Raw genomic sequence first — 20,634 nt, 5'->3', positions numbered from 1 at the left:
CTGCGGCGCGGGACGTCGGTTAACGCGGGGAAAACTGATAGCGGGTGATGCTGTGATAGTTTTGCCCCGGTTGCAGCCAGCAGCTGGGCTGCGGCCATTCCGGGTGGTGCGGGCTGTCCGGCAGAAATTCGCTTTCCAGCGCCACGCCGGCGTAATCGCCGTAGCTGCCGCCGTCGCGCGCCGGCGTGCCGGCAAGATAGTTACCGCTGTACAGCTGCAGCGCCGGCGCAGTGGTGAAAACACGCATTTCCAGCCGGCCGTCCGCTGAGCACAGCCGCGCCGCCGGTTTATCCAGCGCCAGACAGTCGCGCTGCAGCAGATAGGCGTGATCGTAACCCTTCACCCGCTGCTGGGCGGCATCGCGCAGCAGATCCTGCGCCAGCGTTTTAGGCTGGCGGAAATCCATGCCGCTGCCGTCGACCGCCGTCAGCGCCGCGCTGGGGATCCCCTGCTCATCGACCGGCAGGTAATGATCCGCGTTGAGCTGCAGCGTCTGCTGACGCGCATCTTGTCCGGCGCCGTCCAGATTGAAATAGGCATGGTTGGTCAGGTTGACCGGGCAGGGACGATCGGTCTGCGCCTGGTAGTCGATCTCCAGCTGGTGGTCGTCCGTCAGGCGAAAGCGGACGCTGACCTGCAGATTGCCGGGGAAGCCCTGATCGCCGTCGGGCGAATGCAGCTGATACGTTACCTGCTGCCGATCCTGCTGGGCAATGTGCCAGCGGCGGGCGTGGAAGCCCTCCGGCCCGCCGTGCAGCTGGTGCGGCCCCTGATTGGCCAGCAGCGCCAGCGCGCCGCCGTCCTGCGGCAGGCTGGCGTTGGCGATGCGGTTGGCGTAGCGGCCTACCGTAGCGCCGAGATAAGCGCTTTGCCGCAGATAGTCGGCAGGCGTGGCGCAGCCGAGCAGCACCTCGCGCGTTTCGCCGCCGCTGAGCGGCAGCCGCGCCGAGAGCCAGGTCGCGCCCCAATCCATCAGCGTTACCGTCATCCCGCCGGCGTTGCGCAGGGTGGTTAAGGTAAACGGCCGGCCGTCCGGCGCACGTTGTTCTTCAGTGGTGTTCAGCATGAGCCGGCTCCTGCGGATGCGGTGCAGACATAGAAGGTTTCCTGCAGGCCGTTGGCCCGCAACGGGTATTCCTGTTGCACCGCCGCACGCACCGGTTCAACCAGCCGCTGCGGCATCAGCGCGACGATGCAGCCGCCGAAGCCGCCGCCGGTCATACGCACGCCGCCGTGTTCGCCGATCGCCGCTTTGACAATCTCCACCAGCGCGTCGATCGGCGGCACGGTGATTTCAAAGTCATCGCGCATGGAGGCGTGCGACTCGGCCATCAATTGCCCCATCCGGGTTAAATCGCCGCTGGCCAGCGCCTCGGCGGCGGCCAGCGTGCGGGCGTTTTCGCTGATAATATGGCGCGCACGTTTGGCGACCAGCGGGTCCATCTCATGTTCGCGGGCGTTGAACTGTTGCTGGCTGACGTCGCGCAGCGCCTTGACGCCAAAGAATCCGGCGGCCTGTTCACACTGCTGGCGACGGGTATTGTATTCACTGTCGACCAGCCCGCGTTTGACATTAGAGTTGATGATCACCACCGCCACGTCGTCCGGCAGCGGCACCGCGCGGGTCGCCAGCGAACGGCAGTCGATCAGCAGCGCGTGATCCGGCTGGCCGAGCGCGGAAATCAGCTGATCCATAATGCCGCAGTTGCAGCCGACGAACTGGTTTTCGGCCTCCTGGCCGTTCAGGGCCAGCGCCACGCCGTCGAGCGGCAGCTGATACAGCGTCTGTAAGGCCTGGCCGACGGCCACCTCCAGCGAGGCGGAAGAGCTGAGGCCGGCGCCCTGCGGCACGTTGCCGCTGATCACCAGGTCGGCGCCGCCAAACTTGCCGTTGCGCTGCTGCAGATGCTTCACCACGCCGCGCACGTAGTTGGCCCACTGCAGCCGCTCATGCGGCACGATCGGCTGGTCGAGGGCGAATTGATCTACCTGATGATCATAATCGGCCGCCAGTACGCGGATCTGACGATCGTCGCGCTTGGCGATGCTGATCACGGTCTGATAGTCGATGGCGCAGGGCAGTACAAAGCCGTCGTTATAGTCGGTGTGTTCGCCGATCAGATTGACGCGCCCCGGCGCCTGTACGGTGAGGGTCGGCGCGTAACCGAAATGCTGGGTAAAAACGTTCTGGGTCAATGCTTGCAAACGCATTATTGGGCTCCGGCTTCACGGTAATGGATATCGCTGACCGCCCGCAGGCGTTCGGCGGCCTGTTCGGCGGTCAGATCGCGCTGGGTTTCCGCCAGCATTTCATAGCCCACCATAAATTTACGCACCGAGGCGGAGCGCAGCAGCGGCGGATAGAAGTGGGCGTGCAGCTGCCAGTGGCGGTTATCGGCGCCGTTAAACGGTGCACCGTGCCAGCCCATCGAATAAGGGAAAGAGCACTGGAACAGATTGTCATAGCGGCTGGTCAGCTTTTTCAGCGCCACGGCCAGATCGGCGCTTTGCGCCGCATCAAGGTCGGTCAGCCGTTGCCGTGCGCTTTTCGGCAGCAGCAGGGTCTCAAACGGCCATGCCGCCCAATAGGGCACCACCGCCAGCCAGTGATCGGTTTCCACCACCGTGCGGCTGCCGTCCTGCTGTTCGCGTCGGGCATAGTCCAGCAGCATCGCGCTGTTGTGTTGCCGATAATAGTCGCACTGCAGCCGGTCTTCACGCTCGACTTCATTTGGCAGGAAGCTGTTGGCCCATACTTGTCCGTGGGGATGCGGATTGGAACAGCCCATGGCCGCGCCTTTATTTTCAAACACCTGCACCCAGGGATAGTCGCGGCCCAGTTCGGCGGTTTGTTCCTGCCAGGTTGCCACCACCTGCTCCAGCGCCGGCAGGCTGAGCTGCGGCAGCGTTTTGCTGTGATCCGGCGAAAAGCAGATCACCCGGCTGGTGCCGCGTGCGCTTTGGCAACGCATCAGCGGATCGTCGCTTTCCGGCGCCTGCGGCGTATCGCTCATCAGCGCGGCGAAGTCATTGGTAAATACGTAGGTGCCGGGATAATCCGGGTTTTGGTCGCCGGTAACGCGCGTATTGCCGGGGCACAGGAAGCAGTCGGGATCGTGCTGCGGCAGGCTTTCCTGTGCGGGCGCCTCCTGCTGCCCCTGCCAGGGACGCTTGGCGCGGTGGGGGGAAACCAGCACCCATTGGCCGGTCAGCGGATTGAAGCGGCGATGAGGGTGATCGATAGGATTAAAATCCGTCATAGTCATTCCTTCGGCATCTTGTACACAGTGTGGTAACGATTACACTGCGTATGATTCGGCATTCATTGGATAGCATCAAGCTAAATAATGGCTAAAAGATAGCATACTTGGGGGCAGGAAAAGGTGATCCAGAGCGAAAAATGGAATCGTTTACATTAAAGTAGGAATCTTTACCGACGGAGGAAGCGACGTAATGGAAAGGTTTTTTTCGTATGGATAAATCAGGTATGTGGTAGCGTTTCCATCCATTAGTTTCCGCCGGCAGACGAGCGCTGCCGGCGAAGGGGATTAAGGGTGCTGATAGAACGGATAGGTAAAGAACAGCAGATGCGTCATATTCAGGCCAAAGTGCAGCGCGATGGGCACCCACAGGCGTCCGCTCCACATCCAGGCCAGGCCATACAGCAGCCCTGACAGCGTAGCGAAGATCGCCATCAGCATGCCGGACGGGAAGTGCGCCGCGCCAAACAACAGGGCGGCAATCACCAGCGCCGGCCAGGCGCCCAGCCACTGGGTCAGCCGCTGCTGCAGGTAGCCGCGGAACAGTGCTTCTTCTGCCATCGATACAAAGAACAGGTTGGCCATCATGAAAGGCAGAATCCAGTCAGGGAAATGGCTTTCCAGTTTCAGACCGCCCAGCGCCACCGCCAGCAGCAGCAACAGCGGCACACAGAGAATCAGCAGGATCCACGCCAGGTTACCGACGCTTTTCGCCGCCTTGCCGCTGTTGAACAGCGTCGGCAGACAGGCGAACAGCAGAAACGGCAGCAGCGCCTTATCAAAGTTGTAGCGCAGCGTATAAGGCGCGCTGAGCGGCCCGGCCTTACTGCCGTCCACGATCAGTTGATTGTTGATGCCGGGCACCAGGTGCAGAAACAGCGCCAGACTGCTGGCAACCAGCAGAACTTCCAGCGTGACGGACAGTCCGGTGTGGGCGTGATAGCGATGACGCAGTCCGGCGGCCAGAGCGATGACGGCCAGACACGTCGCGCCCAGCGGCGTAAGAATCTGATGATAGATGCCCATACCGGCCGATGCCGCCAGAATTACCCAGGCGATCAGACGGTTAAACGGCAAGAAAAATAGTGCAGTTGACAGTACGCCCCACATAACAATTATCCCTTTAACATAAATATGTGACACCGCTTTTAAAGACCGCCATTGTTCCGTCAACCTATCATACGACCGGCTAAATGGGGGTTAGGCGGATAGTAACACAAGCTAATGCCGGTAAAGGTCGGTGCAGTCAGTAAAAATACGTGTCGGGCTGCCTTATCGCCGTACAGAAGGACGTTGGCGGGGCGAACCCCGCCTGATAGGGATCAGTGTAGTTGTTCTTGCTGATAACGATAGCCGTTCTCGGCGGGGACAAAGCTTAAGCGGTGGGTAATGCACTGCGGCGCGTCTTGCGCGTGGTGCGAGACAAACAGCAGCTGCGTGGCGCCTTCGCCGATCAGCACATCAATAAAACGGCGCACCAGCTGACGGTTAAGCGGATCCAGTCCCTGCAGCGGCTCATCCAGGATCAGCAGCGCCGGGTGCTTCACCAGCGCGCGGGCGATCAGCGCCAAACGCTGCTGCCCCCAGGAGAGACTGTGGAACGGCGTTTCGCCCTGGGCGCCGCCCAGCCCCAGCAGCTGCAGCCACTGTTCGCTCAGCTGGCGCTGACGATCGGACACCGCCTGATAGATACCGATCGAATCAAAGAAACCGGAAATGATCACGTTGCGTACGCTGCTGCTGACGCGGTACTCCAGGTGCAGGCTGCTGCTGACGTAACCGATATGGCGTTTGATCTCCCAGATGGTTTCGCCGCTGCCGCGGCGACGGCCGAACAGGGTCAGATCGTTGCTGTAGCCCTGCGGGTGATCGCCGGTGATCAGGCTGAGCAGCGTGGATTTGCCGGCGCCGTTCGGGCCGACGATCTGCCAGTGCTGGCCGGGATCCACCTGCCAGCTGAGACGATCGATGATGGCGCGATCGTTATAGCTGACCACGCCATCGCGCAGTACGATTCGCGGCTGATCCATCGGCAGGGCGGGCTGCTGTTGCGGATCCTCGCTTTCCGGCAGCGCCAGACCGGCGAGGTTTTCACTGTGCGCCAGCTGCGCCACCAGCGCGTCGGCCATCACCTGTTGGCGCGGGCCCTGGCTGGCCAGCGTGCAGTCGGCCAGTACGCCGACCTGCTGAACAAACTCGGGGATCTCGTCAAAGCGATTTAACACCAGCACCAGGGTATGGCCCTGTTGTGCCAGCTGCGCCAACAGTTCGGCCAACTGGGCGCGCGAAGCGACGTCCAGCCCGTCAAACGGCTCATCCAGAATCAGCAGGTCCGGCTGCCCCATCAGGGCGCGGCACAGCAGCGTTTTGCGGGTTTCGCCGGTGGAGAGATATTTAAAACGGCGCTCAAGCAGCGCGCTGATGCCGAACTGCGCCGCCAGCTGTGCACAGCGCGCCGGGTGCGGATGTTCTTCCTGAATAATCTCGGCGGCGGTACGGCCGGTGTCTTCTTCGTCAGGGCTGAGCAGGTCGGTATTGTTGCGCTGCCACTCATCGCTCAGCATCTTCTGCAGCTGTTCGAAAGAGAGGCGCACCGGCTGCTGAAAGTCGCCGTGGCGTTCGCCGCGCAGCAGCGGCAGCTCACCGGCCAGCGCACGGGCCAGCGCCGATTTGCCGCTGCCGTTGGCGCCGACGAACGCCCAACTGTCGCCGGCGCGGATCTCTAGCGTCTCCAGCGACAGGGTGCGGGTATCGCTTAAACGAAATGAACCTTGCGAAATGCGCAATGACGACATCACTTATTCCTTTTTTTGCAACTCTTTGGTTTAGAAATAAGCGCATCGCCAGCGGATGTCAATTGACAAAAATGCAACGATACATTGCATTCAGCACAGCGTCGCGATAATCACCCGATCGGCATTGAACAGGGCGTTAACCGGCATTTCCGGCTGCAGTTTCAGCCGTTGCAGTTGGTGGTTATCCAGCGTTGCGCACAGGGTTTCACCGCCGGCGAGGGTAACCAGCACTTCACTGTGCGCCTCGCCGGGCTGAATATGGGCGACCCGGCCTGGCAGTACGTTATCCGCCGCGTCGCTGCAGACGTCATCGGTGCTGAGCGTCACCCAGGGAGCCTTAATCAGCGCCAGCACTTCTTTGCCCGGCGCCAGCTGCAGGCGGTCGGCGCTCTGTTCGGTGACGGCGGCGATCAGTCGGGTGTGGCCGTCGGCCAGCAGCAGCTGAATGTGTTGCTGCACCTGTTGCTGCTCGCGCGCCGTCACGGTGGCGAAAAACTGGTTGCGGGCGCTGGTTTGCAGGGAGAAGCGTGAGATGGCCGCCAACAGGCTGTCCAGCGGCAGCCGATCCTGCTGCAGTACGTCGAAGGCTTTCTGCTGAATTTGTCCCAGCAGATCGTACAGCTGGATCAGCCGCTGCCCATAATGGGTCAGCTGTGCGCCACCGCCGCCTTTGCCGCCGGTGGCGCGCTCCACCACGGTCTGTTCCGCCAGTTGATTCATCTCATTGATGGCGTCCCAGGCGCTTTTATAGCTGATGCCCGCCAGCTTGGCGCCCTGGCTGATGGAGCCGGTATGGGCCACCTGCTTGAGCAGGGCGATGCGGCGCGGGTCGGCAAACAGTTTTTGCTGCAGTTTTAATGTCAGAAGTATTTCGGCCTGCATGGTACGTTCCGTAGGCTGCAAAAAAGTGGCTATCCGCCGCGGTGCGGGCTTCCGGTTATAGGGCGGAGAGGCGGCGCTGGCGCGATATATGATGCGCTATTGTCACCGATCTGACGACAATGCGCCAAATATCGCATTATTTTTTCCCGCGTTGAGGTAACATAGCCGAATATTTCAGCACGTTTGGCTGAGGACTTCGCGGCCACAGCCGCTACAATAACCCTGTTTTTAACGTGAATTTCCGATACCGTAAAGCGACAGCCGCAAACGTGTCAGCCACCGGGTTCAGGCCGTCGTTCAGCAAGGCAGTACAAGTGAGGCGAGTATGTTGGAATTATTGAAAAGTTTAGTATTTGCTGTAGTTATGGTTCCCGTAGTCATGGCGGTGATCCTCGGTTTAATTTATGGTCTGGCGGAAGTGTTCAACATCTTCTCCAAAGCCGGTCCGGCGAAAGAAAAACGCAGCTGATTCTCCCTTCTCCACTCCCTGCCGCGCGATGCGTGGCGGGGAGTTCAAGTTTTTTTCCTTATTGCCGATATCTCTTGACGACCACCGCGGAACCGGGCCGACAAAGCGCATGACAAGCCGCAGTCTGTCGTTATATTATTTTTTATATAACGAATGCAATCCGTCCTGCGACGGGGGAGATAATTAACAATGAAACAGCAATGGACTCGGTGGCTGGGCGGTGCGGTATTGGCGTCCGGTCTGGTGATGCAGGCGTCTGCGGCGGACAAGGTGACCGTATTCGCCGCGGCATCGCTGACTAACGCGCTGCAGGAGATTGCCACGCAGTATCAGCAGGGCAAAGACGTGCAGGTCGTCTCCTCGTTTGCTTCCTCTTCGACGCTGGCGCGGCAGATTGAGCAGGGCGCGCCGGCCGATCTGTTTATTTCCGCCGACCAGCAGTGGATGGACTATGCCATCGACAAGCAACAGATGGTCAAAGACAGCCGCTATACGCTGCTGGACAACGATCTGGTGCTGATTGCCGCCAAAGACAGCAAACTGGATAAGGTGGCGATCACGCCGCACACCGACTGGCAGAAATTGCTCAATGGCGAGCGTCTGGCGGTGGGCGACCCGGATCACGTGCCGGCCGGTATTTACGCTAAAGAAGCGCTGCAGAGCCTGAAAGCCTGGCCGCAGCTGGCGCCGAAACTGGCGCGCGCCAACAATGTGCGCAGCGCAATGGCGCTGGTGGAGCGGCAGGAAGCGCCGCTGGGTATTGTTTACGGCTCTGATGCGCTGGCCAGTAATAAAGTGAAGGTGGTCGGCGTGTTCCCGGCGGACAGCCACAAACCGGTGGAATACCCGATGGCGATGGTCAAAGGCCACGACAGCCCGACGGTCAGCGCGTTCTATACCTACCTGAAAAGCCCGCAGGCGGCGGCGGTGTTTAAACGTTACGGATTCTCTCCACGGCAATGATTCTGAGCGAGTATGAGTGGCAGGCGCTGGCGCTGAGCCTGAAGGTCTCCAGCCTGGCGGTGGTTTGCAGCCTGCCGCTGGGCATCTTGACCGCCTGGATTCTGGTGCGCCGTAATTTCCCCGGCAAATCGCTGCTGGACAGCATTATCCATCTGCCACTGGTGCTGCCGCCGGTGGTGGTCGGCTACCTGTTGCTGATTGCTATGGGGCGGCGCGGGGTCATCGGTGAGTGGCTGTATGACTGGTTCGGCTTCAGCTTCAGTTTCAGCTGGCGCGGCGCGGCGCTGGCGTCGGCGGTAGTGGCGTTTCCGCTGATGGTGCGGGCGATCCGCCTGGCGCTGGAGGCGGTGGACCGGCGCCTGGAACAGGCGGCGCGCACGTTGGGCGCCAGCCCGTGGCGGGTGTTTTTCACCATAACCCTGCCGCTGTCGCTGCCGGGGGTGATTGTCGGCGTGGTGCTGGCCTTCGCCCGCTCGCTGGGGGAGTTTGGCGCCACCATTACCTTTGTCTCCAATATTCCCGGTGAAACCCGCACCATTCCGCTGGCGATGTACACCCTGATTGAGACGCCGGGGGCGGAGGGCGCCGCCGCGCGCCTGTGCGTGATTGCCATTGTGCTGTCGCTGTGTTCGCTGATGGCGTCCGAGTGGCTGGCCCGCTGGGGCCGCAAGCGGATGGGAGGCTGAATGTTAGAACTGGATTTCAGCCAGCGCCTCGGCGATCTGCAACTGCAGGTCAAAGAGAGCCTGCCGGCGCAGGGCATCACGGCAATTTTCGGCCTGTCCGGCGCGGGGAAAACCTCACTGATCAACGCGATCGGCGGCCTGACCCGGCCGGACAGCGGGCGCATTGTCCTGAACGGACGCACGCTGGTGGATTGTGAACGCGGCCTGTGTCTGCCGCCGGAAAAACGCCATATCGGCTATGTGTTTCAGGATGCGCGTCTGTTCCCGCACTACCGGGTGCGCGGTAATCTGCAGTACGGCATGGCGGCGTCGATGCGCGCCCAGTTCGATAATATCGTCGACCTGCTGGGTATCGGCGCGCTGCTGGGTCGCCTGCCGCTGACTCTTTCCGGCGGCGAGAAACAGCGGGTGGCGATCGGCCGCGCGCTGCTGACCGCGCCAGAGCTGCTGCTGATGGATGAGCCGCTGGCGTCGCTCGATCTGCCGCGTAAGCGCGAGCTGCTGCCGTATCTGGAGCGGCTAGCGCAGGACGTCAATATCCCGATTCTGTACGTCAGCCACAGTATGGATGAAATTCTGCGGCTGGCCGGCCAGGTGATGGTGCTGGACCGCGGTCAGGTGCTGGCCTGCGGCGATCTGGAGGCGGTGTGGGCCAGCAATGCGCTGCGGCCGTGGCTGCAGCGGGAAGATCAAAGCAGCGTGCTGAACGTCAGCGTGATTGAACACCATGAGCGCTATGCGATGAGCGCGCTGCGGCTGGGGGATCAACGCCTGTGGGTCAGCGCGGTGGATGCGCCGATCGGCACGCAGCTGCGTATCCGTATCAATGCCGCCGACGTTTCGCTGGTGCTGCAGGCGCCGCATAACAGCAGCATCCGCAATATCCTGCCGGCCAAGGTGATAGAGTGCCTGGAAGTCGGCGGGCAGATAGAGGTGAAACTGTTGGTCGGCGACAGCGTGCTGTGGGCACGTATTACCCCGTGGGCGCGTGATGAGCTGGCGATTAAGCCGGGCCAGTGGCTGTATGCGCAGGTAAAAAGCGTCTCAATCAGCCGCGAAGCGCGTTAAGCCCTCTCCGGGCGGAGAGGGCGCACGGTGTCAGGCCAGGACGCGGCTGCGGATAACCTCGGCGATGCCGGGCTGCAGGTGATCGGCGATGGTCAGATCGGCGCGCTGTTTGATAGCCTCGTCGGCATTGCCCATCGCCACGCCGAGGCCGGCGGCTTCCAGCATGCTCAGATCGTTGTAGTTATCGCCGAAGGCCACCACCTGGTCCATCGTCAGCCCCTGAGATTCCACCCACTGGCGCAGGCGTTTGCCCTTGCTGTTGCCGTTCTTGGCGATATCCACCTGATCGTGCCACGACCATTCGCAGGCCAGCCCCAGCTCTTTTTCCACCGTTTCGGCAAACTCGCGCAGCGCCGCGGTATCGGCATGCGAGGTGGCGAATTTCCAGATTGAGCGCGCGTCGTCGGCGGCCTGGGTCAGGCTGTCGACCTGCAGCAGCGTCGGGCGCTGTGCGGGCGGCAGCTTCTCAGCCCAGGTCAGCGAACGGGTCACATGGCCGCTGGGCTCCTGATACAGCATCGCATCGTCCACATACATCAGGCCGTGGATCCCACTTTGTCTGAGCATCTGCAGCACCTGTTTGGCCTGCTCTTTCGGCAGCGGATCGGCCGCCAGCACCTTTTGCTGCTGGAAGTCATACAGATAGGTGCCGTTGCAGCAGATAGCCGGCGTGTTCAGTTCCAGCGCCTGATAAAACGGATGAATGGCGACGTGATGGCGGCCGGTCACCACCACCACTTTGACGCCGGCGGCGCGCGCCGCCGCCAGAGCTTCCAGCGACTGCGGCAAGATACGTTTTTGGGTGTCCAGCAGGGTGCCGTCCAGATCGAGGGCGATAACGCGGTAGGTCATAGATGTCTCGAATAATTAGTATGGAAATTAATCCGATAGTACACCCGATCACCGACGGATAAAACCACAGGAGATTTGCTGATTCGCCAGGCTTGTTATGTCTCATTTGTCAGGTAAGCTAGAGAAAACCGATTGAGATGAAACCGGTTTCTCTTTTTCTCGTAAGGAGCCAACATGAAGCAAATCGTTTATGTCGCCAGCCCTGAAAGCCAGCAAATCCACGTCTGGCAGCTGGATGACGCCGGCGCGCTGGCGCTGCTGCAAACCGTCGAGGTGCCGGGACAGGTACAGCCGATGGCGATTCACCCGGACCGCACCCATCTGTACGTAGGCGTACGCCCGGCGTTTGGCGTGGTGAGCTATCGCATTGAGCACGACGGCACGCTGCAGGAAGCGGGCATGGCGCCGCTGCCGGGCAGCCCGACGCACATCTCCACCGATTTGCAGGGCCGTTATCTGTTCGCCGTGTCCTACAGCGGCAACAACGCCACTATCAGTCCAATCGGCCACGATGGCGTGGTGACCGCGCCGCTGCAGCAGCTGGACGGCCTGACCGCGCCGCACTCCGCCAATATCGATCCGACCAACCAGCTGCTGCTGGTGCCGTGCCTGAAAGAAGACCGCGTGCGCCTGTTTGATCTGAGCCTGGACGGAAAGCTGACGCCGCACAGCCAGCAGAGCGTGGCGACCGCCGCCGGCGCCGGCCCGCGTCATATGGCGTTCCACGGCAACCAACGCTACGCCTACCTGGTGAATGAGCTGGACAGCACGGTGGACGTGCTGGCGATTGAGGACGATGGCAAGCGCTACACCACGGTGCAGACCATCAACGCGATGCCGGCGGACTTTGAAGGTACCTGCTGGGCGGCGGATATTCACCTCACGGCGGACGGCCGCTTCCTGTATATCAGCGACCGTACCGCTAGCATTCTGAGCGCCTTCGCGGTATCGGCGGACGGCAGCACGCTGAGCGTTATCGGCCACTACCCGACCGAGCAGCAGCCGCGCGGCTTCAATATCGATCACAGCGGACGCTTTGTGCTTTCCGTCGGGCAAAAATCCGACCACCTGGCGGTGCATGCCATTCAGGCGGACGGCAGCCTGAAGGATCTGGCTCGTTACCCGGTAGGCAAAGGCCCGATGTGGGTCAGCGTGCTGGCGAAGTAAGCCTGCCGCAGGGGGAGTGACGGCTTTTAGTATGGCTAAAGATACCCTCTATAGGCTGATATATTATCCCGGCTCCGGCCGGGATTAATTTTTGGCTTTTCTGCCGAATGTGATGCATAGCATGGCAATGATTGCCGCTGGTATCGCGCAGAGTGTGAGCAGGGCTAACGCCTCCATATCGCCGTAGGTTTCCGCTGTTAATGGCCAATGCAACAGTTGATACCAGCGTTCCTGAGAAGCGATGGTACGGGCCAGCGACGACAGCAGGTTAAATGTGAAGGGCAGCAGACGCAGTAATAGAATGAAAATAACGGTGAATAAAAACCAGAGTAGAAAGCGTTTAAACATCGCAGTTGGCCTCGCTGTTTCCGGTTACCGTGACTTGCCCATAAGCCATAAGACCTGAACTTCCGCGAATGTGGATTTGCTGTGTGCGCAGAAGTCGGTTCCTGAGAATACTAAATTCAGTCGGATTATAGAAGGTGATGCATCCCCATGACTCGCCTTGACCATCTGGACGGTTTGGATGGAGTCGGAAATTGCCGCGTTTTATACCATTAATAAACGTCCAATCATCCATGACACCATCTTGGCGATATAATGCAAACCAAGTTGAGTGATCGTTTCCTGTCCACCAGTCTTGAATTGCTGTCCGCATTTTAGAGCGTAAGCCGCCCGTAGGGCGCGCGACAATCCAATATTTACCAGTGGGAATAGAACCTTTATCTATTCCAGAACAACCTGCTTTATTCGTATAGGGGTCTATACCGGAGAATACTGAGAAAGTGCCAATGCCATAACAGATCAGGTCTCCTGTTTTGCCTGCATCCCTAGTTTTATCGAGATTTAACGAACAATAAATCATGGTAGCTATCCTTGTTACCGTCTGAAAATTTAATGATTAATATAATTAGTTGGATGTTTTTTCAATGCTTATATTTTTTTGTTTATTTATAATCTAGGTTGATGGTTATTGTTTTAATTAAATGGTTTATGTAAGGGGTTTTATTATTGTTTATGTTGATGCATTGTGTTCTTTATTAATTGAAAAATATCTGCATTAGTTATTTTCTGGATGAGTATGCGCGGAGCACGTCTGCCGCGCTCCGCGATCTATTAGCTGTAGTGCACCGTCAGGCTGGCGCTGCCCAGGCTGTGGAAGTGCACGTTGAAGCCGACCATCGCGCCGCTGGCGTTTGCATCGACCTCAATGCTCTCGACATCCAGCGCGTGTACGGTGAACTGGTAGCGGTGGCGTTCTCCCTGCGGCGGCGCCGCGCCGCCGTAACCGGCCTGGCCGAAATCGGTGCGGGTCTGAATCGCGTCGGCGGGCAGTCCCGGCTGGCCGGAGCCGGCGCCGGTCGGCAGTTCATTCACGTCGGCCGGAATATTGGCGACCACCCAGTGCCACCAGCCGGAGCCGGTCGGCGCGTCGGGGTCGAACAGGGTGACGACGAAACTCTTGCTGCCCGCCGGCGCGCCGCTCCACGCCAGATGCGGCGACAGGTTTTCCCCCTGATAGCCCATACCGTTAAATACCTGCGCCTCCGGCATGGTGGCGCCGTCCTGCAGGTCATTGCTGTATAAACGAAAAGTCATGCTGGTTTCCTGTTGACGAATAAAGCGAACCTTCAAACTAGCCCGTTTTACCGTCCCGGCACAACCCCGGCGTGGCGCTGATAGCCGGCGCCGATAACAACGATTTACAGTTTGGCAACATTGGCGGTTGCGTGCCTGGCGGATTGTGCATAGAGTTAAACGCTGAATTTACCGTCTGACGCCCGCCGCGAAGAGATCACGCCGGCCGTGCGGGCGAAACCGTTAACAGACCGTAAGGCTGCCCATCCTGTAATGACGTCATCATGATTTCACTGAAAAAACGTACGCCGTGGTTTGGCTGGCTGCGCCGTTGGGCCAAAGGCATCAAGCGCGATATTGTGGCGCTGTGGCTGGCGGCACGCGACCGTCGCACGCCGTGGTGCGCCAAGCTGATCGCGCTGCTGGTGGCGGGCTATGCGGTATCGCCGATCGATCTGATCCCCGACTTTATCCCGGTGCTGGGCTATCTGGACGACGTGATTCTGGTGCCGCTGGGCATTATGCTGGCGGTGCGCCTGATCCCGAAACCGCTGATGGAGGAGCTGCGGCGCAAGGCACAGCAGCGTATCGATAATCCACGCGGTCGTTTCGCGATGTTAATGATTATCCTGTTGTGGATCGGTGCGCTGGTTTGGCTGGCCCGTTATCTGGACCAGCACTGGTAATACTCAGTCCGCGATGGCCGTGATGGCATCGGTCAGACGGCTGAGCTGTTCGGGCCGGATAATGTACGGCGGCATCAGATAAACCAGCTTGCCGAACGGCCGGATCCACACGCCGCGTTCCACAAATTCCCGCTGCACCTGCGCCACATCCACCGCCTGCTTCATCTCCACCACGCCAATCGCTCCCAGCACGCGCACGTCCGCCACGTTGGACGCGGCCTTCAGCGGCAGCAGCTGCTGCTGCAACTGCTGCTCGATCGCCGCGACCTGCTGCTGCCAGTGGTTTTCCGTCAGCAGCGTCAGGCTGGCGTGGGCCACCGCGCAGGCCAGCGGGTTGCCCATAAAGGTCGGGCCGTGCATAAAGCAGCCGGCGGCGCCGTTGCTGATGGTTTCCGCCACGTGGCGGGTGGTCAGCGTGGCGGACAGCGTCATATAGCCGCCGGTCAGCGCCTTGCCCAGGCACAGAATATCCGGTGTAATGCCGGCGTGTTCGCAGGCGAACAGTTTGCCGGTGCGGCCAAAGCCGGTAGCGATCTCATCGGCGATCAGCAGCACATCGTAGCGGTCGCACAGTTCCCGTACCCGGCGCAAATAGTGCGGATGATAAATACGCATGCCGCCGGCGCCTTGCACCACCGGCTCCAGGATCACCGCGGCCACCTCGCCGGCGTGCTGTTCAAGCAGCGCGGCGAAAGGGGCGATATCCTGTTCATCCCACTCATCGTCAAAACGGCACTGCGGCGCCGTGGCGAACAGATGCGGCGTCAGGTAGCCCTGATACAGGCTGTGCATCGAGTTATCCGGATCGCACACCGACATCGCGCCAAAGGTATCGCCATGATAGCCGTGGCGCAGCGTCAGAATGCGCTGGCGTTTTTCACCGCGCGCCTGCCAGTACTGCAGCGCCATTTTCAGCGACACTTCCACCGCTACCGAGCCGGAATCGGCTAAAAACACGCATTCCAGCGCGGACGGCGTCATCTCCACCAGTTTGCGGCACAGCGCGACGGCCGGCGGATGGGTGATGCCGCCGAACATCACATGCGACATGTTTTCAAGCTGCCGGGCGGCGGCCTGGTTCAGCTGCGGGTGGTTATAACCATGGATCGCCGCCCACCAGGAAGACATGCCGTCCACCAGTTTACGGCCGTCGGCCAGCTGAAGTTCCACGCCGGACGCCGCCTCTACCGGATAGCAGGGCAGCGGGTGGCTCATCGAAGTGTAAGGGTGCCAGATATGGCGCTGATCGAAGTCGAGATCGGCGGGAGACAGAGACATAAGTTGTAAACCAAATCAATTACAGAATGGTTGACAGTATATCCACAATATCTAAACTGACGACACTTTTTTTGCTTTGGAGACGCCGTGATGGCCGACCGTATTCACTGGACAGTGGGGCAAGCCCAAGCCCTGTTTGAGAAGCCGCTGCTTGAGCTGCTGTTTGAAGCGCAAACCGTACACCGCCGGCACTTTGACCCGCGTCAGGTGCAGGTCAGTACGCTGTTGTCGATTAAAACCGGCGCCTGCCCGGAAGACTGTAAATACTGCCCGCAAAGCTCGCGTTATAAAACCGGGCTGGAAGCGGAGCGCCTGATGCAGGTAGAGCAGGTGCTGGATTCGGCGCGCAAGGCGAAAGCCGCCGGCTCAACGCGTTTTTGCATGGGCGCGGCGTGGAAAAACCCGCATGAGCGCGATATGCCGTATCTGCAACAGATGGTGCAGGGCGTGAAGGCAATGGGGCTGGAAACCTGCATGACGCTGGGCACATTGGACGAATCTCAGGCCGGGCGTCTGGCGGAAGCGGGGCTGGATTACTACAACCACAACCTGGACACCTCGCCGGAATTCTACGGCAATATCATCACCACCCGCAGCTATCAGGAGCGTCTGGATACGCTGGACAACGTGCGCGACGCCGGGATTAAAGTGTGCTCCGGCGGCATCGTCGGCCTGGGGGAGACGGTGCGCGACCGCGCCGGCCTGCTGGTACAGCTGGCTAATCTGCCGAAGCCGCCGGAGAGCGTGCCGATCAACATGCTGGTCAAGGTCAAGGGAACGCCGCTGGCGGATAACGAAGACGTCGATCCGTTCGACTTTATCCGCACCATCGCGGTGGCGCGCATTATGATGCCGCGCTCATACGTACGCCTGTCCGCCGGGCGTGAGCAGATGAATGAGCAGACGCAGGCGATGTGCTTTATGGCCGGCGCCAACTCTATTTTCTACGGCTGCAAGCTGCTGACCACGCCGAACCCGGAAGAAGACAAGGATCTGCTGCTGTTCCGCAAGCTGGGGCTGAACCCGGAGCAGACCGCGACCGAACACGGCGACAACCAGCAGCAGCAGGTGCTGGCGCAGCAGCTGCTGACGGCGGATAACGCCGAGTTTTACAACGCGGCGCCCTGAATGAGCTGGCAGCAACGCATTGAGCAGGCGTTAACCGAGCGGCGCGCGAGCGCCGCTTATCGATCGCGTCAGGTTAACCAGGGCGGTAACGGCCGCCATATCCAGCTGCATCAGCAGCGCTACCTTAATTTTTCCGGCAATGACTATCTGGGGCTGAGCCGGCATCCGGCGGTGCTCGACGCCTGGCAGCAGGGGGCGCGGCAGTACGGCGTCGGCAGCGGCGGTTCCGGCCACGTTACCGGCTTTTGCGAGGCGCATCAGCAGCTGGAGCAGCAGCTGGCGCAGTGGCTCGGTTATCCGCGCGCGCTGCTGTTTATCTCCGGCTACGCCGCCAATCAGGCGCTGCTGGCGGCGCTGATGCAGGCGGATGACCGCATTCTGGCGGACAAACTCAGCCATGCCTCGCTGTTGGAAGCGGCCGCTCACTCACCGGCGCAGCTGCGGCGTTTTCGCCATAATCAGCCGGCGGCGCTGGCTGATTTACTGGCCAAACCCTGCGGCGGCCAGCAGTTGGTGGTGACGGAAGGCGTATTCAGCATGGACGGCGACAGCGCGCCGCTGGCGCAGCTGCAGCAGCTGAGCCGACAGGCCGGCGCCTGGCTGATGGTGGACGATGCGCACGGCATCGGCGTCCACGGCGAACAGGGGCGCGGCAGCTGCTGGCAGCAGGGGGTGCGGCCGGAAGCGCTGGTGGTGACATTTGGCAAGGCGTTCGGCGTCAGCGGTGCGGCCATCCTGTGCGATGAGCCGCTGGCCGAATATCTGCTGCAGTTCGCCCGTCATCTGATTTACAGCACGGCGATGCCGCCGGCGCAGGCCTGCGCGCTGCAGGCGGCGCTGCGCTGCGTGCAGCAGGGCGATGCGCTGCGCAGCCGGCTGCAGCAGCATATTGCGCGTTTCCGCCGCGGCGCGGCCGACCTGCCGCTGACGCTGAGCGATTCGCAGACCGCGATTCAGCCGCTGCTGGTGGGGGACAATCAGCGGGCATTGACGCTGGCGCAGCGCTTGCGCGAGCAGGGGCTGTGGGTCAGCGCCATTCGTCCGCCGACGGTGCCGCCGGGCGGGGCGCGTTTGCGGATTACGCTGACCGCGGCGCATCAGGCGCAGGATATCGATCGGTTATTGGAGGTGCTGCATGCCGTCAGTGAATGACGCGGTTAACAAACAGGCGGTCGCCTCCGCCTTCAGCCGCGCGGCGGACAGCTATGACGCCGCGGCGGTGCTGCAGCGCGAGGTTGGCGAGCGCTTACTGGGTATCGGCGCTACGCATCCGGCGCGGCAGGTGCTGGACGCCGGGTGCGGCACTGGCTATTTCAGCCGCCGCTGGCGGGAACTGGGCAGACAGGTGACGGCGCTGGATCTGGCGCCGGGCATGCTGGCGTTTGCCCGCAGCCAGCAGGCGGCGCAGCACTATCTGCTGGGAGATATCGAGCATATCCCGCTGCCGGATGCGGCGGTCGATCTCAGCTTCAGCAGCCTGGCGGTGCAGTGGTGCAGCGATTTGGCGCGCGGTCTGGCGGAACTGCGCCGCGTGACGCGGCCCGGCGGGCTGGTGCTGTTTTCCACCCTGGCGCAGGGGTCGCTGCATCAGCTGGGGGATGCCTGGCAGCAGGTCGACGGCGAGCGCCATGTGAATGATTTCCTGCCGCTCGCGCAGATTGAGACCGCCTGCGCGCCGTATCGTCACCGTATGGAAGCGTGCTGGCAGACGCTGCATTACCCGGATGTGATGACGCTGATGCGCTCATTAAAAGGCATCGGCGCCACTCATCTGCATCAGGGACGTGATGCGGGGCTGCTGTCGCGCCGCCGTCTGACGGCGCTGCAGGCGGCTTACCCGCGTCAACGCGGCGAATTGCCGCTCAGTTATCATGTGGTTTATGGAGTGATTTATTGTGATTAAACGTTGGTTTGTGACCGGCACCGATACCGAAGTGGGTAAAACCATCGCCAGCAGCGCGCTGCTGCAGGCGGCAAACCTGGCGGGCTACCGCAGCGCCGGTTATAAACCGGTGGCGTCCGGCAGCGAGATGACGCCGCAGGGGCTGCGTAACGAGGATGCGCTGGCGTTGCAGCGCCACAGCGGCGTGGCGCTCTCCTACGAGGAAGTGAATCCTTACACCTTTGCCGAACCGACGTCGCCGCATATCGTCAGCGCCGATCTGCGCCAGCCGATTGAATTTACGGTGATGTCATCCGGGCTGCGGCGGCTGGAGCAGTGCGCCGACTGGCTGCTGGTGGAAGGCGCGGGCGGCTGGTTTACGCCGCTGTCGGCGACGCAGAGCTTCGCCGACTGGGTGGTGGGCGAGCAGCTGCCGGTGATTCTGGTGGTGGGGATGAAACTGGGCTGCATCAACCATGCGCTGCTGACCGCGCAGGCGGTCCGTCAGGCGGGGCTGCCGCTGGCCGGCTGGATCGCCAACGATATCGCGCCGCCGGGCAGGCGTCATCAGGAGTATCTGGCGACGCTGCGCCGCCTGTTGCCGGCGCCGATGCTGGGGGAAATTCCCCATCTGGCAGGCATTGCGCAGCAGCCGCTGGGCCACTATCTGGATCTGTCATTATTGTAAACGGCGGCGGGCCATGCGCCCGCGCCATCGCATCATACCGTCAGATAGGCGTCAATCAGAGCGTCATCCAACTGCGCCAGCGTGCCGTTCGCCACGTTGCGCCCCTGATCCAGCAGAAAAAAGCGATCGGCCAGACGGCGGATCAGCGTCAGGCGGTGTTCCACCAGTAAAATGGTCATGCCCCATTCCCGATTCAGCCGCTGTACGGCGCCGCCAATCTCACTGACGATCGACGGACGCATGCCGGCGGTCGGCTCATCCAGAATCAGCAGCTCCGGCTCCCGCACCAGCGCGCGCGAGATCGCCAACTGCTGCTGTTCCCCTACGGATAAATCGCCGGCGCGCCGCAGGCGCATCGCCGCCAGCGTGGGAAACAGCTGGTAAATCAGCGGCGGGATACGCTGCGGCGACGGTTTGCCGGCCAACAGCGCCACCTGCAAGTTTTCCTCGACGCTGAGCTGCGAGAAGATCTGCTGCCCCTGCGGCACATAGGCGATGCCCAGCGCCGCGCGCTGCTCCACCGCCTGCGGCAGCAGGTTTTTCGGCGCTTCGTCGGCGCGTTGCCAGGTCATGCTGCCGCTGACTACCGGCAGATGGCCGACAATACAGTTAAGCAGCGTGGTTTTACCGACCCCCTTGCGCCCCAGCAAGGCGGTGCACTGGCCGCGCGGCAGCTCCAGATTGATATCCCACAGGGTGTGGCTCTGTCCATAAAATTGATTGACTGAACGCAGGCTCAACATACGGCATTCTCCTTACCGGTCGGTTGTTCACTCATGCCATCAGGGCAACAGTTGTGGCTTTGCCCTGCGCGACTGACGCTTGCTTTCCCGAGTGTTTTAACGTTCAGAACAAAATGCCGCCCGAAACGCGGCAAAACGGCGCCGGAGTCAGGCAAAAAGGGCGTTTTTCAGCGTTCTATTGTGCTGTTATCCCCGTTTGTCGTTACTGTTGGCCGGACTGCGTGAAGTCGGCAGGCCGGTTGGCCCGATGTTCCCGGCCGGTGACTGGCCTTATCGGCCGGCCGTTATTTCAGATAGCAACTCCCGGGCCAATTTTTTCCTCCGGCGTGAAAAGGCATAATTGTTATCGTCATGTTAAGCGTTTCCCGCGCTGCGGCGGGCCTGTCCCGTCTGGATAAAATGGCGGCAAAGGTTAAAGTGGACATTTTTTGCACTACGGCGGTGCCGCGGCGAAATCTAATGGTGCAATAGCGTTGGGGTTATCGGCGGCATCACCCGGCGATCGGGTC

At 61.0% G+C, this 20,634-nt stretch carries 22 protein-coding genes; 10 read left to right on the top strand and 12 right to left on the bottom strand.

Translation table 11 applies throughout. The features are described from left to right. Positions 1-19: 19 nt before the first annotated feature. From galM to modE, 6 genes are all read right to left on the bottom strand, one after another. Complete coding sequence (galM, locus tag FO014_RS03835) at positions 20-1,066, bottom strand: galactose-1-epimerase (RefSeq protein ID WP_160027893.1); 1,047 nt, start codon at positions 1,064-1,066, stop codon at positions 20-22. Continuing rightward, positions 1,060-2,211, bottom strand: a complete 1,152-nt coding sequence (gene galK / locus FO014_RS03830) for a galactokinase (RefSeq protein ID WP_160027891.1) — start codon at positions 2,209-2,211, stop codon at positions 1,060-1,062. The genes galM and galK overlap by 7 nt, the downstream gene beginning before the upstream one ends. Then, positions 2,211-3,260 carry a galactose-1-phosphate uridylyltransferase gene (gene galT / locus FO014_RS03825; RefSeq protein WP_160027889.1) on the bottom strand — a complete coding sequence of 350 codons (1,050 nt, stop codon included), beginning with the start codon at positions 3,258-3,260 and terminating at the stop codon, positions 2,211-2,213. The genes galK and galT overlap by 1 nt, the downstream gene beginning before the upstream one ends. 288 nt (positions 3,261-3,548) lie before the next feature. After that, a complete protein-coding gene (locus tag FO014_RS03820) occupies positions 3,549-4,370 on the bottom strand; it encodes a CPBP family intramembrane glutamic endopeptidase (protein WP_160027887.1) in 822 nt (273 codons plus the stop codon). A 212-nt stretch (positions 4,371-4,582) separates the two neighbouring features. Then, positions 4,583-6,055 (bottom strand): molybdate ABC transporter ATP-binding protein ModF, encoded by a 1,473-nt coding sequence (modF, locus tag FO014_RS03815; RefSeq protein WP_160027885.1) that lies wholly within the window; start codon positions 6,053-6,055, stop codon positions 4,583-4,585. Between the two features lie 90 nt (positions 6,056-6,145). Then, positions 6,146-6,937: a molybdenum-dependent transcriptional regulator gene (modE, locus tag FO014_RS03810; protein WP_160027883.1), complete on the bottom strand. Its 792-nt coding sequence runs from the start codon at positions 6,935-6,937 to the stop codon at positions 6,146-6,148. 325 nt (positions 6,938-7,262) lie between these two features. Between modE and FO014_RS03805 the strand changes: the two genes are divergently transcribed. The 4 genes from FO014_RS03805 to modC all read left to right on the top strand — a co-directional run bounded on the left by FO014_RS03805 (position 7,263) and on the right by modC (position 10,123). After that, on the top strand, positions 7,263-7,406 hold the full coding sequence (locus FO014_RS03805) for an AcrZ family multidrug efflux pump-associated protein (RefSeq protein WP_071889351.1): 144 nt from the start codon (positions 7,263-7,265) through the stop codon (positions 7,404-7,406). A 189-nt stretch (positions 7,407-7,595) separates the two neighbouring features. Further along, positions 7,596-8,369: a molybdate ABC transporter substrate-binding protein gene (gene modA / locus FO014_RS03800; protein WP_105230179.1), complete on the top strand. Its 774-nt coding sequence runs from the start codon at positions 7,596-7,598 to the stop codon at positions 8,367-8,369. After that, entirely contained in the window at positions 8,366-9,055 is a 690-nt protein-coding gene (gene modB, locus FO014_RS03795; protein WP_105230180.1) for a molybdate ABC transporter permease subunit, read from the top strand. The genes modA and modB overlap by 4 nt, the downstream gene beginning before the upstream one ends. After that, positions 9,056-10,123 (top strand): molybdenum ABC transporter ATP-binding protein ModC, encoded by a 1,068-nt coding sequence (gene modC, locus FO014_RS03790; RefSeq protein ID WP_105230181.1) that lies wholly within the window; start codon positions 9,056-9,058, stop codon positions 10,121-10,123. Positions 10,124-10,153: 30 nt separating this feature from the next. On the opposite strand, the gene FO014_RS03785 is transcribed toward modC, so the two are convergent. Further along, entirely contained in the window at positions 10,154-10,975 is an 822-nt protein-coding gene (locus FO014_RS03785) for a pyridoxal phosphatase (RefSeq protein ID WP_160027881.1), read from the bottom strand. 174 nt (positions 10,976-11,149) lie between these two features. Between FO014_RS03785 and pgl the strand changes: the two genes are divergently transcribed. Beyond that, a complete protein-coding gene (gene pgl, locus FO014_RS03780) occupies positions 11,150-12,142 on the top strand; it encodes a 6-phosphogluconolactonase (RefSeq protein WP_160027880.1) in 993 nt (330 codons plus the stop codon). 84 nt (positions 12,143-12,226) lie between these two features. Here the strand turns inward: pgl and FO014_RS03775 are convergent, their stop codons facing one another. From FO014_RS03775 to FO014_RS03765, 3 genes are all read right to left on the bottom strand, one after another. After that, the gene (locus tag FO014_RS03775) at positions 12,227-12,490 is read right to left on the bottom strand and encodes a hypothetical protein (protein WP_160027879.1); all 264 of its coding nucleotides are present in this window, start codon (positions 12,488-12,490) and stop codon (positions 12,227-12,229) included. Further along, complete coding sequence (locus FO014_RS03770; RefSeq protein WP_160027878.1) at positions 12,483-13,007, bottom strand: DUF2778 domain-containing protein; 525 nt, start codon at positions 13,005-13,007, stop codon at positions 12,483-12,485. Before FO014_RS03770 ends, FO014_RS03775 begins: the two co-directional genes overlap by 8 nt. A 251-nt stretch (positions 13,008-13,258) precedes the next feature. Beyond that, a complete protein-coding gene (locus FO014_RS03765; protein ID WP_160027877.1) occupies positions 13,259-13,741 on the bottom strand; it encodes a kinase inhibitor in 483 nt (160 codons plus the stop codon). 263 nt (positions 13,742-14,004) lie between these two features. Between FO014_RS03765 and FO014_RS24195 the strand changes: the two genes are divergently transcribed. Then, positions 14,005-14,406, top strand: a complete 402-nt coding sequence (locus FO014_RS24195; RefSeq protein WP_160027876.1) for a YkvA family protein — start codon at positions 14,005-14,007, stop codon at positions 14,404-14,406. Between the two features lie 3 nt (positions 14,407-14,409). Here FO014_RS24195 and bioA read toward each other — a convergent pair whose 3' ends face one another. Next, on the bottom strand, positions 14,410-15,684 hold the full coding sequence (gene bioA, locus FO014_RS03755) for an adenosylmethionine--8-amino-7-oxononanoate transaminase (protein WP_160027875.1): 1,275 nt from the start codon (positions 15,682-15,684) through the stop codon (positions 14,410-14,412). 90 nt (positions 15,685-15,774) lie between these two features. On the opposite strand from bioA, the gene bioB reads away from it, so the two are divergent. The 4 genes from bioB to bioD are packed head-to-tail and all read left to right on the top strand — an operon-like array spanning position 15,775 to position 19,382. Then, positions 15,775-16,812: a biotin synthase BioB gene (bioB, locus tag FO014_RS03750; protein ID WP_111737557.1), complete on the top strand. Its 1,038-nt coding sequence runs from the start codon at positions 15,775-15,777 to the stop codon at positions 16,810-16,812. Next, positions 16,813-17,964, top strand: coding sequence for an 8-amino-7-oxononanoate synthase (gene bioF / locus FO014_RS03745; RefSeq protein WP_160027874.1), 1,152 nt, complete (start codon positions 16,813-16,815; stop codon positions 17,962-17,964). Then, positions 17,948-18,715, top strand: a complete 768-nt coding sequence (gene bioC / locus FO014_RS03740; RefSeq protein WP_160027873.1) for a malonyl-ACP O-methyltransferase BioC — start codon at positions 17,948-17,950, stop codon at positions 18,713-18,715. Before bioF ends, bioC begins: the two co-directional genes overlap by 17 nt. After that, positions 18,708-19,382, top strand: a complete 675-nt coding sequence (bioD, locus tag FO014_RS03735) for a dethiobiotin synthase (protein WP_160027872.1) — start codon at positions 18,708-18,710, stop codon at positions 19,380-19,382. The genes bioC and bioD overlap by 8 nt, the downstream gene beginning before the upstream one ends. 32 nt (positions 19,383-19,414) lie before the next feature. Here the strand turns inward: bioD and FO014_RS03730 are convergent, their stop codons facing one another. Beyond that, positions 19,415-20,125, bottom strand: coding sequence for an ATP-binding cassette domain-containing protein (locus tag FO014_RS03730; RefSeq protein WP_160027871.1), 711 nt, complete (start codon positions 20,123-20,125; stop codon positions 19,415-19,417). Between the last annotated feature and the right edge of the window lie 509 nt (positions 20,126-20,634).

Source organism: Serratia rhizosphaerae (assembly GCF_009817885.1).
Classification (GTDB): domain Bacteria; phylum Pseudomonadota; class Gammaproteobacteria; order Enterobacterales; family Enterobacteriaceae; genus Serratia_B; species Serratia_B rhizosphaerae.
This window is presented reverse-complemented; position numbering and strand designations above follow the sequence as displayed.